Below are 14,391 nucleotides of genomic sequence, written 5' to 3'. Positions count from 1 at the left end.
CTGCGTCGTTCGAGCCGGGATACGGCCTTCTTCGGCTTTACCTCCCCCTATTACGGTCGAACGGGCATGTAGAGCACGGTGGTTGAAGCATCCCCTTCGACCACCGAGGAGCAGACCATGTCCCGGTCCACCCCGCCCCATCACCATGACAACTCACCGGAACAGCAGCCGCCCTCGGGACCGGAGTTGCTGCGCGGCCGCACCGCACTGGTACTGCTGCTGTCCGCACTGTGCGGAATCGCGGCCACAATCCTCTGGCGCATGGCCGGCCACCCGTGGCCGGACGCCGTACTGGCCGGCGGCGCCGCGACCGGCGGCGCTCTGGGCCTCTTCCAACAACTCATCGGCACACAGTGGTGAGCACTGCCGAGCCCCCGACCCGTACAGAGCGAGTTGGGCGTACTCCGCTAAGGCCGCGCTCGCGTACGCGAGCGCGGATTCACCTGTCCGGGCGCTCCGGCGACCTGGCGAAGCGCTCCGGGACGACTCGCGTTCTGGAAGGCTTCTGTCATGAGTGAGGACGCCGGCGAGGACCTGGTCGTCAAGCCGCACGCCGTTGCCCGGCGGCCCGGGGACCGGATGTTCCAGTGCGATGCGACGGCGGTGTGCCGGGTGCCGGGCGGGACCCGCGCCCATGCCCTCCTCGACGGCGTCGGCGACACCCGCGCGGTCCGCGCCTGGACCCGCACCGCCGCTCGCCGTCTGGCCCGCGCGGCTGCCGGACACGGCGACGCGGCAGCCGGCCTGCGCGCCGAGTACGACCGCTACGCCGCCGACCCCGCCCGCCACATCCCCGACCACGACCTGCCCGCCGCCGCGGCCGTCGTCGCCGTCCACGTCCCCGGCGGGCTGTTCTCCGTCGCCTGGTCGGGCGACGCCCGCGCCTACCTCCTCGACGGACCCTGACCCCTGCGACAGCTCACCGAGGACCACAACGCCCGCCGCGCCTACGATGGTCTCGGTGACCGCAACCTGATCACCACCTGCCTCGGCGGGACCCGCGACGACGAGGAGACCGAACAACACTGGGGACACCCGGCGATCGAGTCCCTGTCCGGACCGGCCCGCCCCGGACGGCTGCTGCTGGTCTCCGACGGCGCCTACGAACCCCACGAGGACATCGACCACGACCTGGGCGACTACTTGTCCGGCGATCCGCGCGAGGCCGCCGAGCTCCTGGTCGACGACGCCGTACGCCGCGCCCGTGCACGGCGGGACCCGTACGCCGACAACGCCACCGCCCTGATCGCCCGCATCACCTGACCGGAGACCAAGAAGAGGCGGCCACCCAGAACTCGCGGGTGACCGCCCCCTGGGTCGGTGAAGGCCGGCTGGAGAGGCCGCGATGGGCGCAGGACTTCAGACCTTCAGATCATGGTGAGCTGCTCGTGCTCGGGCAGGTCGAGGTGCACGATCCGGTTCTCGGGAAGGACCTGGGCGAGTTCGCGTTCTTCCGAGGCGCTGCGGGCCAGGATCAGCTCCCCCTTGAGGGCCGGGCAGGAAGCGGCGAGGTCGGGGCAGGGAAGCACGATCCCGTACAGGTTTCGCCGGCGGCCTTTCTCGAAGAGCGGGACCCCGTAGGCGTACTGCGGCCAGATCTTCAGCTCTTCCAGGATCTCCAGCCGCAGGCTCGATGTCCGCCACGCGTACTCGGCGACGGCCGGGAGCAACTCGGTCTGCTGCTTCGACGACAGCCGCCCCCACCACGCACGAGCCGTCTCCAACGCCAGCCGCTCCCGCTCCTCCTTCTCGGCCCGTTCCTGGGCAAGGCGCGCCTCATGCTCCACCCGTTCCCGATCCAGTCGCGCGTCCTGCTCCGCCCAGCGCGCCTTCAACTGCTCCATGAGCACGCGGTGCTTCTCCTCCTGCTCAACCCTGCGGCGCTCGTCCTCCGCGGCCCTGCGCCCCCTCTCCTGCTCCGCCAGTTCCTCCCGGCGCCGCGCCGCAGCTTCCTCCTGCTCCTGCCGACGGACCTCCCGCTCCGCCCGCGCGGCCTCCTGCCCCTGCCTCATCGCCTCGTGCCTGTCCTGATCGGCAACCGACCTCTGCGACGTCCACCACCGGTCCCGCGTGAACCGCCGCTGCTCACCGTCCACCACCCGGTACACCCTCCAGTACCTCGGCAACACCTCGGCAGACACGACCTGGCCCTCCAGCGCTCACCGCACGAACCGCTCCAGCGGCTCCTCGCGGAACTCCCACCGGCCGGCCCGGTACCCGAACCCGGCGAGCCCGTCGTCCACCACCCACGACGCCTCCCGATCCTGTGGAGGGTGGACCCGGATCGCTGGCACCGCGCTGATCCACCGCGGCGGCCGCACCCCCGGATACACCCAGCACACCCGGATGTCCTCCTCGGCGTACCGGCCGGTGCGCGCCTCAATGTCCTCCAGGGTGATCGGCGACAACTGCGCCTCCCACGCCATCCGCATCGCACCGTCCGAAGACGACGCCATCACATCCGCGCGCCAGGAACCGTCCTCGGCCGGCACCTCCAGGGCCGCGAACCACCCGGCCGCCCGGATCGCGCCCGCCATCTCCAGCTTGAGCATGTGGTGCTCCCACGACTCGTTCGACAGCTCGCACGACGCCGGCCGGTTCGGATCGTGGCAGAAGAACCGCACACCGGACCCCGAGACCTTCGGGTGCACACCCCAGGCGCACTCGGGGCAGACGAGCGGGACACGAGGACGGACCTTGTGTACCTGGCCCCAGGCCATGCCGCGCCCCAGGTCGGGGAGGGTGGCGTCGAGACGGCCGAGGTCAGGATGCAGTGCGGTGAAGGGCATGAGCGCATCTCCTGGCAGTCCGGCATGGGGACAGTAAATCCGGCACAGCACCAGATATGCAGAGGCCACTGACAACGGCTCTCCAGGCATCCTGCTCCGGCAGCACCTCGACGTCCTCACACACCAAGGAGGCCGGACAGGATCAACCTGCCCGGCCTCGACGGTTACTCTCGCAGCCCCTTAAAGACGCTCCCCAGGGCTCTGATCCAGTCGGGCGGATCAGCCAGGAACTTTTCCGTCAGACGGGTCATGAACGCCTTCGCCATACCCTGAGCGGCACCCTGGACTATCGCGGCGGGCACGTCAGTGCCGCTGGCCGCCTGCTGCACGACGGGCGCGGGTCCCGTGGGTTGGACCGGTACGGCACCGGACGCTTCGGCGCCCGCGGTGTTCGGCGGATCGGCGGGAACGATGCCGGACGACGGCTGGACGGGCGCCAGGCTGGACGGCTGTGCGGGGGCGGGAACGTTGTCCCGGGTCATGATGCTGCTCCTTCGGGCAGAAAGCGGGAGGACAACGGACACCTGTGGGGTGTCGTCCGCGTGAGTAGGGGATGCCTCGCGGTAGGCGGTCCTTCGGCTCTCTGCCTGAGAGCGTCCCTGAAGGGCGTGAGCCCGGGCCCAGGGTGGCGTTTCCAGAGTAGCGTCCGTCGGCTCGTTCACTGCCCTGGGTGTTTGGTGGGTGGTCATATGTGGCGCGGACGGATGGCGAGCGTGCCCTGCCGTGTCTGCCACCTCCTCGGAGACAGCACAGCGTGCGGCTTGTCGTGAGACTGTGGTGCGACCTGGTGGTCCCGGGCACGCGGGTCACCAGTGGCGGCCTCGTCCAGCGCCTCACCGGAGTGGCGGAAGATCCCCGGGGCTGATCAATGAACGAGCTGTGCGAACTCAGTCTGCCTCACACGGATGCCCACGCGCTGTGTTTCTCAGTACTTGCGCCAGTCCTCAGGACCAGCCTCTCGGTCCGTACTTACTCGATGCTCATCGTCGCGACCGACTCGTCCGCGCGTTTGGGTGGGATCCCAGCAGCAGCCAGAGCGCGTGTCACGCTGCGACACCGCTCCGGTCCAGGTCAGGGGGCGGGTTTGAACGTCGGGATCGGTTCTCTCGGCCTTATTCGGAATGCAGCCTCCTACTTCTTTGTCGTTCGCTCAGATTCTCCTCAACTCCTCTTACAAAAAGTTGATCTTGTTGGTCTACTCCTCGCGAACCGACCCAGGCTCGGTGACCGGGCCCGAAGAGGAAGCCAACGATGTCCAGATCATTCAGGCGGTCCGCCATGCCCGCGGACCAGAGCACGCCCTCGGGCGCGCGGCGGAACAAGGGCGTGTCCGCGCTCGTCGTGATGGCACTCGCCATCGAAACCGTCGCGCTCAGCGCGATGGCCCTGCCCGCGGTGGCGCTGACCCCGGCCGCGGGGACCGACCGGCCCGAGGCTCTCGGCCCCGCCGAAGCGGCCGACGCCGCTTCGGCCGCGCTCATGGCCCGGCTGCAGAACCGCCGGATCGAAGTTCTGTCCGAGCGCACCGAGACCGCCACCACCTGGGTCAACCCGAACGGTTCCACCACCCTGGAAGCCGCGTCCGGGCCGGTCCGTTTCAAGGACTCCGCGGGACGATGGCGTTCCGTGGACGCCGACCTGATCCGCCGGGCCGACGGGTCGGTGGCCGCGCAGGCGCACCCGCTCGGGCTCCGGCTCGCGGGCCGCACCAAGGGCACCGACGCCAAGTCCTTCAAGGCGCAGGCCGCGAAGGCCGGCCGCCCGGAGACCTCCTCGGTCCCGCTGGCCCTCCTCGACGACGGTAAGGGCACCGCGGTGACCCTGGGATGGCGAGGCGTTCTCCCCGAGCCCAGCCTGAAGGGCCACACCGCCCGCTACGCGGACGCGCTGCCCGCCACCGACCTGATCATCGAGGCGACCCGTACCGGTTTCGAACAGTTCCTAGAGCTCAAGGACCGCTCGGCGGTCGCGGCCAACGGTTCGGTGACCTTGAGCATGACCGCCAAGGGGCTCAAGGTCCGGGCGAACGCCGATGGTTCGGTCTCCTTCCTGAACCTTCGCACGGGCCGCCAGCAGGGCGTCCTGCCCGCCCCCGTGATGTGGGACGCCACCGTCGACCCGCGGACCGGCGAACACACCCGCAAGGCCAAGGTCGGGCTGAAGGTCTCCCAGAAGGGGGCCCGGATCGACCTCACCCTCACCCCGGACGCGGCCTTCCTCGCGGATCCGAAGACGGCCTTCCCCGTGACCGTCGACCCCGCAGTGAACATCGGCGCCGGGTTCGACACCTTCGTGCAGCAGGGCTACGGCACCGACCAGTCCTCGGCCACCGAGCTGAAGCTCGGCAACAACGGCTCCGGCCAGGTTGCCCGGTCCTTCTTGCAGTTCCCCATGGCGAAGATTGCCGGGAAGCAGATCCAGGCCGCCAAGCTCAGCCTGTGGAACTTCCACTCCTGGTCCTGCACCGCCAAGTCCTGGGAGGTCTGGGACACCGCCTCCGCCTCCACCGCCTCGCGCTGGACCGCGCAGCCCGGCTGGAACAAGAAGTGGTCCTCTTCCACACAGACCAAGGGTTTCGGCACCGGCTGCGCCGACGGCTGGGTCAACGCTGATGTCACCACCCTGGCAGCGGCCTGGGCCGCCAACGGCAACGGCAGCAATACCCTCGGCATCCGGGCCACGGACGAGGCCGACGAATACGGCTGGAAGCGCTTCAACTCCGGCAACGCCACCTCCAACACCCCTTACCTGTCGGTCACGTACAACACCAAGCCCGGCGCGGCCACCGCGGTCGCCCTGCTCTCCGGTGTCGTCACCTCCGACTCGACGCCCACGCTGACGGGCAAGGCGAGCGACGCCGACGGCAACACTGTCCAGCTCAACTTCGAGATCTGGGCCTCCAATGGAACGGCGGCCGTCCAGACCGGCAAGTCCGCCTTCGTGACCTCCGGTACGAACGCCTCGTGGACCCCGACCACCGCCTTGGCCCCGGGCGCGTACAAGTGGCGGGCCGCCGTCTACGACGGCTCCATCTGGAACGGCACCTGGTCGGCCTGGCAGAACTTCACCGTGGACACCGTGGCACCCGCCGTTCCCACCGTCTCCTCCGGGCAGTTCCCGGCGGGTCAGTGGAGCGGAACCCCGGACGCCTCCGGCAACTTCACCGGGTCCTTCACCTTCACTCCGCCCACCACCGACGTCGCGGCCATCGAGTACCGGCTCGACGCCGGGGCCTGGACCGCCGTGGCCACCACGGGCTCCGCCGTTTCCCGGAATCTCACGTTCCGAGCCGGCAAGCACACGGTAGGAGTTCGCACCAAGGACGCCGCGGGCAACCTGTCCGCCGAACGCACCCACGTCTTCAGCGCCGGCGCGGGAGCCGCGTTGCTGAGCCCGACGCAGGGTGACCGTCCGGCCCGCCGACTGACCCTGAACGCTCAGGGCAAGGACAGCGACACCGGAGTTCGCTACCAGTACCGCCGTGGCGAGCTGGACTCCTGGCGCGACATCCCGGTCGCCGACGTGCGGCCCGCGTCCAACCCCGGGGGAACCGTCACCTGGCCCACCGCCGTGACCGGCGGCTCGCCCGCCGGGCTCGTCTGGAACATCACGGACACCCTCGCCGAGGACGGTCCCGTCGACGTTCGCGCCGTCTTCACCGACGGCACGGCCACGGACGCCTCTCCCCACAACACCATCACGGTGGACCGCCGCGCGGGCTCCGCACCCAGCACCGGCGTGGGCCCTGGCTCCGTCAACCTCCTCACCGGCGACTACAGCCTGTCCTCCACGGACGCCAACATCCTCGGCCTGACCGTCACCCGCTCCGCCTCCTCCCGCGCCGGGAGCACGGCCGAGCAGGAGGGCCAGGCACCCATCTTCGGCCCGCAGTGGAACGCCGGCGTCGTCGCCGAACTCACCAAGTCCGACTGGACGCACCTGCGCAAGACCTCCGCGACCTCGGTGGCCGTCATGGACGTCGACGGCGGCAAGGTCGGCTTCACGGCAGCCGCGGGCGGCAGCTGGCGCCCCGAGCCGGGATCCGAACAGTTCACCCTCACCGGCTCCCTGACCAGCACCTTCACCCTGCGCAACACCGACGGCATCACCACCACTTTCACCAAGGTCGACCCGACCCTGGATGTCTGGAACGTCTCCGCTACCGCCTTGCCCACCGATGACTCCACCACCAAGGTGATCGCCGAGAAGGTCACGGTCGACGGCAAGGTCCTCGCCCGCCCCAAGTGGGTTGTCAACCCGACCCCGGCGGTCTCCGTCGCCACCTGCCAGGCCGCCCCGGCGACTGCGGGCTGTCGCGTCCTGGAGTACGTGTACGCCGACGCGACCACCGCCACCGCGGGCACCTTCGGCGACCACACCGGCCGGGTGAAGGAGATCCGAATCTGGGTGACCGGACCCGGCGAGAACGCCTCCACCCCCTCCGCCGTGGCGCGCTACGCCTACGACGAGCAGGGCCGCCTCCGCGAGGGATGGGACCCGCGCATCACCCCCGCTCTCAAGACCAGCTACACCTACGACTCCGCGGGCCGCGTCGCGACGCTCACCCCCGCCGGAGAACTGCCCTGGACCTTCCACTACGGCAAGGCCGGCAACGCCGCCACCGCTGGTGAAGGCATGCTCCTGAAGGTCTCCCGCCCCGCCCTCAAGCAGGGCGAAGCCTCCGAGACCGAGGGACAGACGACCAGCAGCATCGTGTACGACGTTCCCCTGACCGGCAACAAGGCGCCGCACGCCCTCGGCGCGCAGAACGCCGCCGCCTGGGGCCAGACCGGCCTGCCCTCCGACGCCACCGCGGTCTTCCCCACCGGCACGGAACCCGCCGGCCACGACGGTGCCGCCCTCACCGGCGATGCCTACACCCGCGCGACCGTCAGCTACATCGACCCCTCCGGCCGTGAGGTCAACAAGGGTCTGCCGGGCGGTGGCCTGAGCACCGTCGAATACGACCGGCACGGCAACCCCGTGCGCGAGCTGTCGCCCAACAACCGCGAACTCGCCCTCGGCGCCACCCCCGCCCGTCAGGCGGAACTCGACGCCCTCGGCATCGCCGACCGCTCCACCGCCGACCGCGCCCAGCTCCTCTCCACCACCACCACCTACAGCACCGACGGCCTCCGCGAGACCGACCTGCACCGCCCGCTGCACCGGGTCACGCTCGTCGAGCCCGTCGCCGCGGCCGGGCCCCTGCCCGCCCTGCCCGCAGGATCCGTTGTCGCCGCCCGCGAGCACACCCGCACCGTCTACGACGAAGGCCGTCCCACCGACAGCCCCGTCTCCGACCGCCCCACCACCATCACCACCGGTGCCTGGATCGAGGGCTACCCGCAGGACGCCGACCGGCGCACCACCACCAGCGGCTACGACTGGAAGAGCGGACTGCGCACCAAGACCGTCCAGGACGCCGACGGACGCAAGATCACCCGCCTGACCGAGTACGACGCCCAGGGACGCCTTACCAAGAGCACCGCCCCCAAGTCCGGCGGATCCGACGCAGGCACGGAGATCACCACCTACTGGAACGCCGGCGGCACCGGAACCTGCCAGGGCCACCCCGAATGGGCGGGCCTGCCCTGCAGCACCGGCCCCGCGGGAGCCATCACGGGCGGCGGTGACAACCCCACGGCCCTCCCCGTCAAGACCACGGAATACGACCGCTGGGGCGGCATCGCCCGCCTCACCGAGACCGCCAACGGCCAGACCCGCACCACCACCGTGACCGCCGACCCGGCGGGCCGCACCCTGAAGGCCACCGTCACCGGAGGAGCCGCCGGCACCGTCGCCGACACCACGGTCACCTACAGCCCCGAGTCCGGGAACCCGCTGACCACCACCACCGGCGACGCCACCGTTACCCGCGCCTACGACAAGCTCGGCCGCCTCACCTCCTACGGCGACGGCGCGGGCAACACCACCGTCACCGAGTACGACACCGCCGACCGGTCCGTCAAGGTGACCGACTCCGCCCCGTCCACCCGCACCTACCGATACGACACCGCCCTGCCCGGCGGCCTGCCCACCGCCACCACCGACTCCGACGCGGGCACCTTCACCCCCACCTACGACCTGGAAGGCAACCTCACCCAGGAGCAGCTCCCCGGTGACATCACGCTCACCGTCACCCGCGACCAGACCGGCGACCCGATCACCCGCACCTACCGCCGGAACTCCGACGGCACCGTGATCCTCTCCGAGACCGCAGAATTCAGCGTCCACGGCCAGCTGCTGCGCAGCGACCGCACCAGCGGCGGTACCCAGGAACGCCGCTACGCCTACGACGGAGCTGGAGCCCTCGTCCGGACCGACGACACCTCGTCGGACGAGATCTGCACCCGCCGCTCCTACGGCTTCGACGCCAACGCCAACCGCACCTCCCTCAACGTCACCACCGGCACCGAGGGCGCCCCGTGCGCCGACGGAGCGGGCAACACCACCTCGTACTCCTACGACAGCGCCGACCGGCTGATCGCCGCCGGCACCGAATACGACGCCTTCGGCCGCACCACCAAGGCCGCGGGCACCGACTACTCCTACTTCGCCAACGACATGGTCCGCTCCCAGACCACCGGCGACCGCCGGCAGAACTGGAGCCTGGACGCCGCAGGCCGCCTCGGTTCCTGGACCGCCGAGTCCAAGTCTCCCGAAGGCGCCTGGGAGACCACCGCGACCCGGACCAACCACTACGGCTCCGAGGCCGACAGCCCCGACTGGATCCTGGAGAGCGCCGCGCCCCGCCAGACCAGCCGCTTCATCAAGAGCAGTGAGGGCGTCCTCGCCGCGATCGCCGGCGGCGGCACCGCCCTGCAGCTGACGGACCTCCACGGTGACGTGGCCGTGCAGTACCCGCTGGACACGGCGATCGCCCCACGGGTCCTGTCCACTGACGAGTACGGCAACGCCACCGGCGAGACGGCCCGCTACGGCTGGCTCGGCTCCCGTCAGCGCTCCACCGAGACCGCCGACGGCACCGTCCTGATGGGCGCCCGCCTGTACTCGCCCGCCACCGGCCGCTTCCTGAGCCAGGACTCCGTCCCCGGCGGCAGCTGCAACGGCTACGACTACTCCTGCGGCGACCCGGTCAACAAGAGCGACACCACCGGTACCGCCTGCCGCACCTACACCCGCAGCTACAAGGTTTTCGAGGGCGGCGTCCCGGTCCAGATCGGCACTGTCGGCATGCGGGTCGAAGTCTGTACCAAGAACGCCGGCATCACCTGGTCCAGCGGTTCCAGCTGGGGCGACGAGGGCGGCGCCGCCTCGAAGATCGGCTGGGACCTGTCCCTCCACAGCGCCTACCGCAGTGTAAACCGCTACGCCTGGCACCAGTGGAAGGCCAACGGCAAGGGCCAGGTGTGCATGCTGAAGATCCTCCCGGTCTGTGGCTTCCAGGAGCGCTTCGAGATGCAGATGGACTACTACACCTCCGCATGGTTCGGTTACGCTCCCGCCCGCAACACCGCGGTCTGGAACGTACGTTGCACCAACAAGCACTGCGGATTCCGCTTCAAGCGGTAACCAACGCACCCTGACGGGGCCGGACGACACCCGTCGTCCGGCCCTCTCGGCACATCTGACCCCGGAAGGACCACCATGAACCACAGGCAGCTGGCCCTCGTGTACGGCTTCGCCCTGTTCCTGCTCTGCTGTGCCATCGGCTACAACCTGAACGACGGACACCCCAGCATTCCCTGGGCCCTCGCCGGAGCCGCCGCGGGCACCGTTCTCGCCGTGGCCGTCCGCAAGCGGACGGGCCGGCCCGGCGGCTCCCAAGGTTCCGGCCGCTGACGACGCGCGGGCCCGGACAGCGGCCCCGTGCCCCGCCCCGGCCGGGGCGCCGGGATGCTGGGCGGGGGAGTGCTGGTGGGCGGCGGCGCTGGGCGGTGGCCTGGTTGGTCAGCCGCAGCACGTCTGTAGCGACTGTCCGTGTGCCCGCGTCCCAGCCGTCCTCGATCCGCTCCTCGACCTCGTCGGGGGCGCCGCTCTCCGCGATCCAGGTGTGTGCCCCGGCGACCGCCCCGGCCTCCAGCGCCGCGACGAGTTCGTCCGCGCGCTCGGCCAGGCCCTGGTGGCTGCCAGGGCTCGGAACACCTCCAGACGGGCGTTCATCACCTCGTCCTGGTGCAGGTGGATCCGCGCCAGCTCCCACCCGTAGGCGGCCGCGGCGTATGACCTCGTGCTCATGCCGTTCCTCCTTCGTCGTCTCGGGCCCGCCGTGCGGCCCACTTCGGGTCGCGTATGGGCACGGCCACCGGCACCTGCGGGGGCGTCTTCACGGCCGGGGCCCGTGCGGTCTGCCGGCTCGCGCGCGGCGCGGTGGGGAGACGGGTCAGGATCACGACGGCCTGACGACCCTGGCCGCCGAGCACCTGCGGCCTGGTGAGCCGGGACTGGTCGGCCGTCTACGGGGTGTGTTCCGGACGAGGCGCGGAATGGTGGGCACGGAGCCGACGGATGCCCTTCAGTACGTAGGCGGCGGTCATGAGTACGAAGCCGATGGGCGTGATCCAGAACCAGGACCCCGCCACCACAAAGCTCAGCATCAAGCCGATGAAGAGCAGGAGGCAGCCGATAGTCTCCAGCAGGTCGAGGTATCCCTTGGAACGCACCGCAGGATCGGGCGCACGCATACGACGGGTGACAGGCACGAGGCCCAGGAGCTGCAGGACGATCATGCCCAGCGCGACCCAGACCAACCAATCGGGTATGTCCACGACGCGGACTGTACCGCCCGTCCACAAGCCCCGGAACGAAGGTCCATAATCCGAAGCTCGATGTGATTAAGAAGCTCCCGGGTAGGAGGGCGGCATGTTCTTCTTCAGCAACCGGGTCGGCTGCCTAGGGTCTCTGCTCATCAGCGTAGCGGCGACCGTCATCCTGTTCATGATCTTCAATCGCTGACGCAGTTCCTCACGCCCGTCAGGCCCATCTCATCCCGATTCGGGAGAGTTGTTCGATCCGCTCGGGGGAGAGCGATGTGGCCCGGGTGCGTTGGTTGCCGATCCACGTGCCGAGCTTGAGCGTCACCTCCCGCCGTTCCCGGCCTTCGTCCTCGGCTCCGGCGAGGACGAGGGTCTCGACGTGCTTCCTGGGCACGGTCAGATGGCCCTCGCGCTCGAAGAACTGACGGGCGGCGGCGTAGTGCATCGCCCACTTCTTCGCCTGGCTCACCCGGGCCTTCGGCTTCTCCTCCTGGGTGGCGGGGGTGATGCCGAGGACGTGTTCGCACATCCACTGCTGCACGCTTGTGAGCTTGTCGAACCCGAGCCGCTGCGCCCGCACCCACCGCCCCAGATCCTCGCCCTGCCGCACGACCTCCCCAGCCGCCACCGACAGCGCCCCGCCCTCGTCCAGGTGCTGACGGACGAGGTGGAACGCCCTCTGCCACTCCACCGACCAGCTCGGGCACCACGACGGGTCGATCTCCTCCAACTGCTCGCGCCGCGCCTCCGACAGCGCCCCGGCCCACGACGCCACGGGGAGCCCTTCGGCCTGGCGCTGTTCCAGCTCGGCCGCGCGCCGGGCGGCGGCCCGCGCGTTCTTCAGCCAGATTCCCACCGCCGCGCCCTGGTAGACGGTATTGAGCGGGGCCAAGAGGTGCCCGTTCTCGGCGGCCCACCCGCGTGCCGCCGTCAGGCCCTCTTCCCAGGCTACGTCGTGGTGGGACCAGACCATGCCGAGCTTCTCCAGCCCCCGGGCCCGATCCGGGTCCATGTCCCCGCGGGCGTAGAAGCGCCGGGCGTCGGCGATCCACTGCCCCAGCGGAAAGCCCGCGAGCGCCGCCGGCCACCCCTCACCCTGCACCTCCCGGCCCTCCTCCCTGGCCGGGACCCGGAAGGTGAACGGCACACGCAGGTCCCCGTGGAGCCGCTGGTAGAGGGACGCGGCCTCGATGCCGCGCCGCCAGTGTTCGTGCTCGGGGTTGATCACCCGCAGCCGGATAAACGCCGCCAACTGCGCCGGGTCGCGGGGCGTGGAGAACTTCAGCAGCGCCTTGGCGGGGGCGCTGACGTCCCCGGAGTCCTTCCCGCTCCTACGCGTGCCCGACCCGGTCTCGTCTTTGCTGACGGGCGTGTAGCGGCTCGGCCGCTGCTGCTCCGCCAACTGCTCCACCACCCGCGCGTCGTGCGCGCGCAGGGCCTCCAGGAGCTTGGCGAGCCCGCCGAACGCCCGGGAGGCCAGCATGTTGTCCGCCGTCTCCCCGGGCCCCAGGAGCACCGGCACCACGAGCGAGGCGACCTTCCCCTCGCCGGGCTGCATCCGCAGGGCGCGGCCGACGGCCTGGACGAGGTCGGGCATGGAGCCGCGTACGTCGGCCCAGTACACGGAGTCGCACCGGCGGGTGTCGATGCCTTCGCCGAGGACCTTCACCGACGAGAGGAACGCCTTCTCCACCACGGTGCCGTTCTCGTCGACGCCGTCCTCGAACTCCCCGAGCACCCGGCGCCGGTAGAGAGGCCTGTGGTCCCCGCACAGCCAGTCGGCCCAGATCGTCTTCGGGTAGAGCTCGGGGTCGGCGTCGTGGAGCTGCCCGGCGATGCCGGGGAGACCGGCGGCGAACGCCTCGGCCTCCTTGATGACCCCGTGGAACACGAGCGTGCGCTTCAGGTTCTCCTCGGACGAGGCCTTCATCAGCGCGGTCTGGAGCGCGGCGAGCCGGGCTCCGCGCACCTCTTCGGACCGCGCCTGGGCCCCGAGGAGCTGGGCGGCCTGGAGCTGCGTGTCGGTGACGTCCACGCACACCACCTGGTAGGGGGCACAGATTCCCCGATCGATCGCCTCCGAGAGCGTCAGTGTGAACGCCCTGCTGCCGAAGGGCGAGTCCGGGTGGTCGTCCATGCTCGCGACGAGCTCGCCGGGTGCGCCGGCCTCGTCGTCGCCGAGCTGCCACAGACGGGGCGTGGCGGTCATGTAGAGACGCCGCAGGGACGGAATGCGGGCGTTGTCGTGGACGACGGCCCAGGGCTTCCCGATCCGGCCCGAAACCCGGTGGGCCTCGTCCACCACGATCAGGCTCCACCCCGGAAGGCCCGCGGCGTGCGCGCGCTCCAGGATGCCCATCCCGAGTGAGGCGTACGTGGCGAACACGGTCACCTTCTCCAACGGCCTTACCCAGTCGACGAGTTCGTTCACGCTGGTGGTGTTGGGGAAGCTCGCCTCCTCGCCCCGCAGCGACGAGACTCCGATCATCGGGCCCCGGCGCCCGGCCGCGTGCCAGGCGGCCTCGGTCTGCGCGAGCAGGTCGAGCGAAGGCACGAGTACAAGCACCCGGCCCGCGTGGAGCTCAGCCGCGCTGCGGGCGGCTACGAGGGTCTTGCCTGACCCGGTCGCCATGATCACCTGCGTGCGGAGTCCCCGCTCCGGCACGGTCGAGCGTGCAGACAATTCAAGGGCACGTTGTACCGCCTCCACGGCCTCTCGCTGATGAGGACGAAGTTCCCTAGCCGTCATACAGATGCCCTCTCCTTCAGACCTGCTGGGGCTGCCGTAGGCATGCTTTCATCGGAAAGTCCCACGTCAACGGCACGAGGCCAGCTACTGTGATGCAACCCGGACTCGGCGAAGCCCCACACCGAGGAGAGAGCCT

The 14,391-nt window shown here is 70.3% G+C and carries 9 protein-coding genes; 4 read left to right on the top strand and 5 right to left on the bottom strand.

Annotated elements, in window-relative coordinates:
- The first annotated feature begins 117 nt into the window (after positions 1–117).
- Positions 118–360, top strand: coding sequence for a hypothetical protein (locus ACFYNX_RS10570; RefSeq protein ID WP_388659843.1), 243 nt, complete (start codon positions 118–120; stop codon positions 358–360).
- Between the two features lie 150 nt (positions 361–510).
- Positions 511–906 (top strand): hypothetical protein, encoded by a 396-nt coding sequence (locus ACFYNX_RS10565; RefSeq protein WP_388659841.1) that lies wholly within the window; start codon positions 511–513, stop codon positions 904–906.
- 461 nt (positions 907–1,367) lie between these two features.
- Here ACFYNX_RS10565 and ACFYNX_RS10560 read toward each other — a convergent pair whose 3' ends face one another.
- The 3 genes from ACFYNX_RS10560 to ACFYNX_RS10550 all read right to left on the bottom strand — a co-directional run bounded on the left by ACFYNX_RS10560 (position 1,368) and on the right by ACFYNX_RS10550 (position 3,271).
- A complete protein-coding gene (locus ACFYNX_RS10560; RefSeq protein WP_388659838.1) occupies positions 1,368–2,012 on the bottom strand; it encodes a hypothetical protein in 645 nt (214 codons plus the stop codon).
- 147 nt (positions 2,013–2,159) lie between these two features.
- Positions 2,160–2,789: a competence protein CoiA family protein gene (locus ACFYNX_RS10555; RefSeq protein WP_388659836.1), complete on the bottom strand. Its 630-nt coding sequence runs from the start codon at positions 2,787–2,789 to the stop codon at positions 2,160–2,162.
- 164 nt (positions 2,790–2,953) lie between these two features.
- Positions 2,954–3,271 (bottom strand): hypothetical protein, encoded by a 318-nt coding sequence (locus ACFYNX_RS10550; protein ID WP_388659833.1) that lies wholly within the window; start codon positions 3,269–3,271, stop codon positions 2,954–2,956.
- Between the two features lie 769 nt (positions 3,272–4,040).
- Between ACFYNX_RS10550 and ACFYNX_RS10545 the strand changes: the two genes are divergently transcribed.
- Together ACFYNX_RS10545 and ACFYNX_RS10540 are read left to right on the top strand one after the other, a co-directional pair.
- A complete protein-coding gene (locus ACFYNX_RS10545; protein ID WP_388659830.1) occupies positions 4,041–10,322 on the top strand; it encodes a DNRLRE domain-containing protein in 6,282 nt (2,093 codons plus the stop codon).
- Positions 10,323–10,397: 75 nt separating this feature from the next.
- Positions 10,398–10,592 (top strand): hypothetical protein, encoded by a 195-nt coding sequence (locus tag ACFYNX_RS10540; RefSeq protein ID WP_388659828.1) that lies wholly within the window; start codon positions 10,398–10,400, stop codon positions 10,590–10,592.
- Positions 10,593–11,206: 614 nt separating this feature from the next.
- On the opposite strand, the gene ACFYNX_RS10535 is transcribed toward ACFYNX_RS10540, so the two are convergent.
- Both ACFYNX_RS10535 and ACFYNX_RS10530 read right to left on the bottom strand, forming a co-directional pair.
- On the bottom strand, positions 11,207–11,518 hold the full coding sequence (locus tag ACFYNX_RS10535) for a hypothetical protein (RefSeq protein ID WP_388659825.1): 312 nt from the start codon (positions 11,516–11,518) through the stop codon (positions 11,207–11,209).
- Positions 11,519–11,723: 205 nt separating this feature from the next.
- A complete protein-coding gene (locus tag ACFYNX_RS10530; protein ID WP_388659822.1) occupies positions 11,724–14,255 on the bottom strand; it encodes a Helicase associated domain protein in 2,532 nt (843 codons plus the stop codon).
- Between the last annotated feature and the right edge of the window lie 136 nt (positions 14,256–14,391).

Origin of the sequence: Streptomyces sp. NPDC007872 (assembly GCF_042868165.1) — a bacterium.
Taxonomy (GTDB): domain Bacteria; phylum Actinomycetota; class Actinomycetes; order Streptomycetales; family Streptomycetaceae; genus Streptomyces.
The sequence above is the reverse complement of the archived record's forward strand: the minus strand, read 5'-3'. Positions and strand labels throughout refer to the sequence as shown.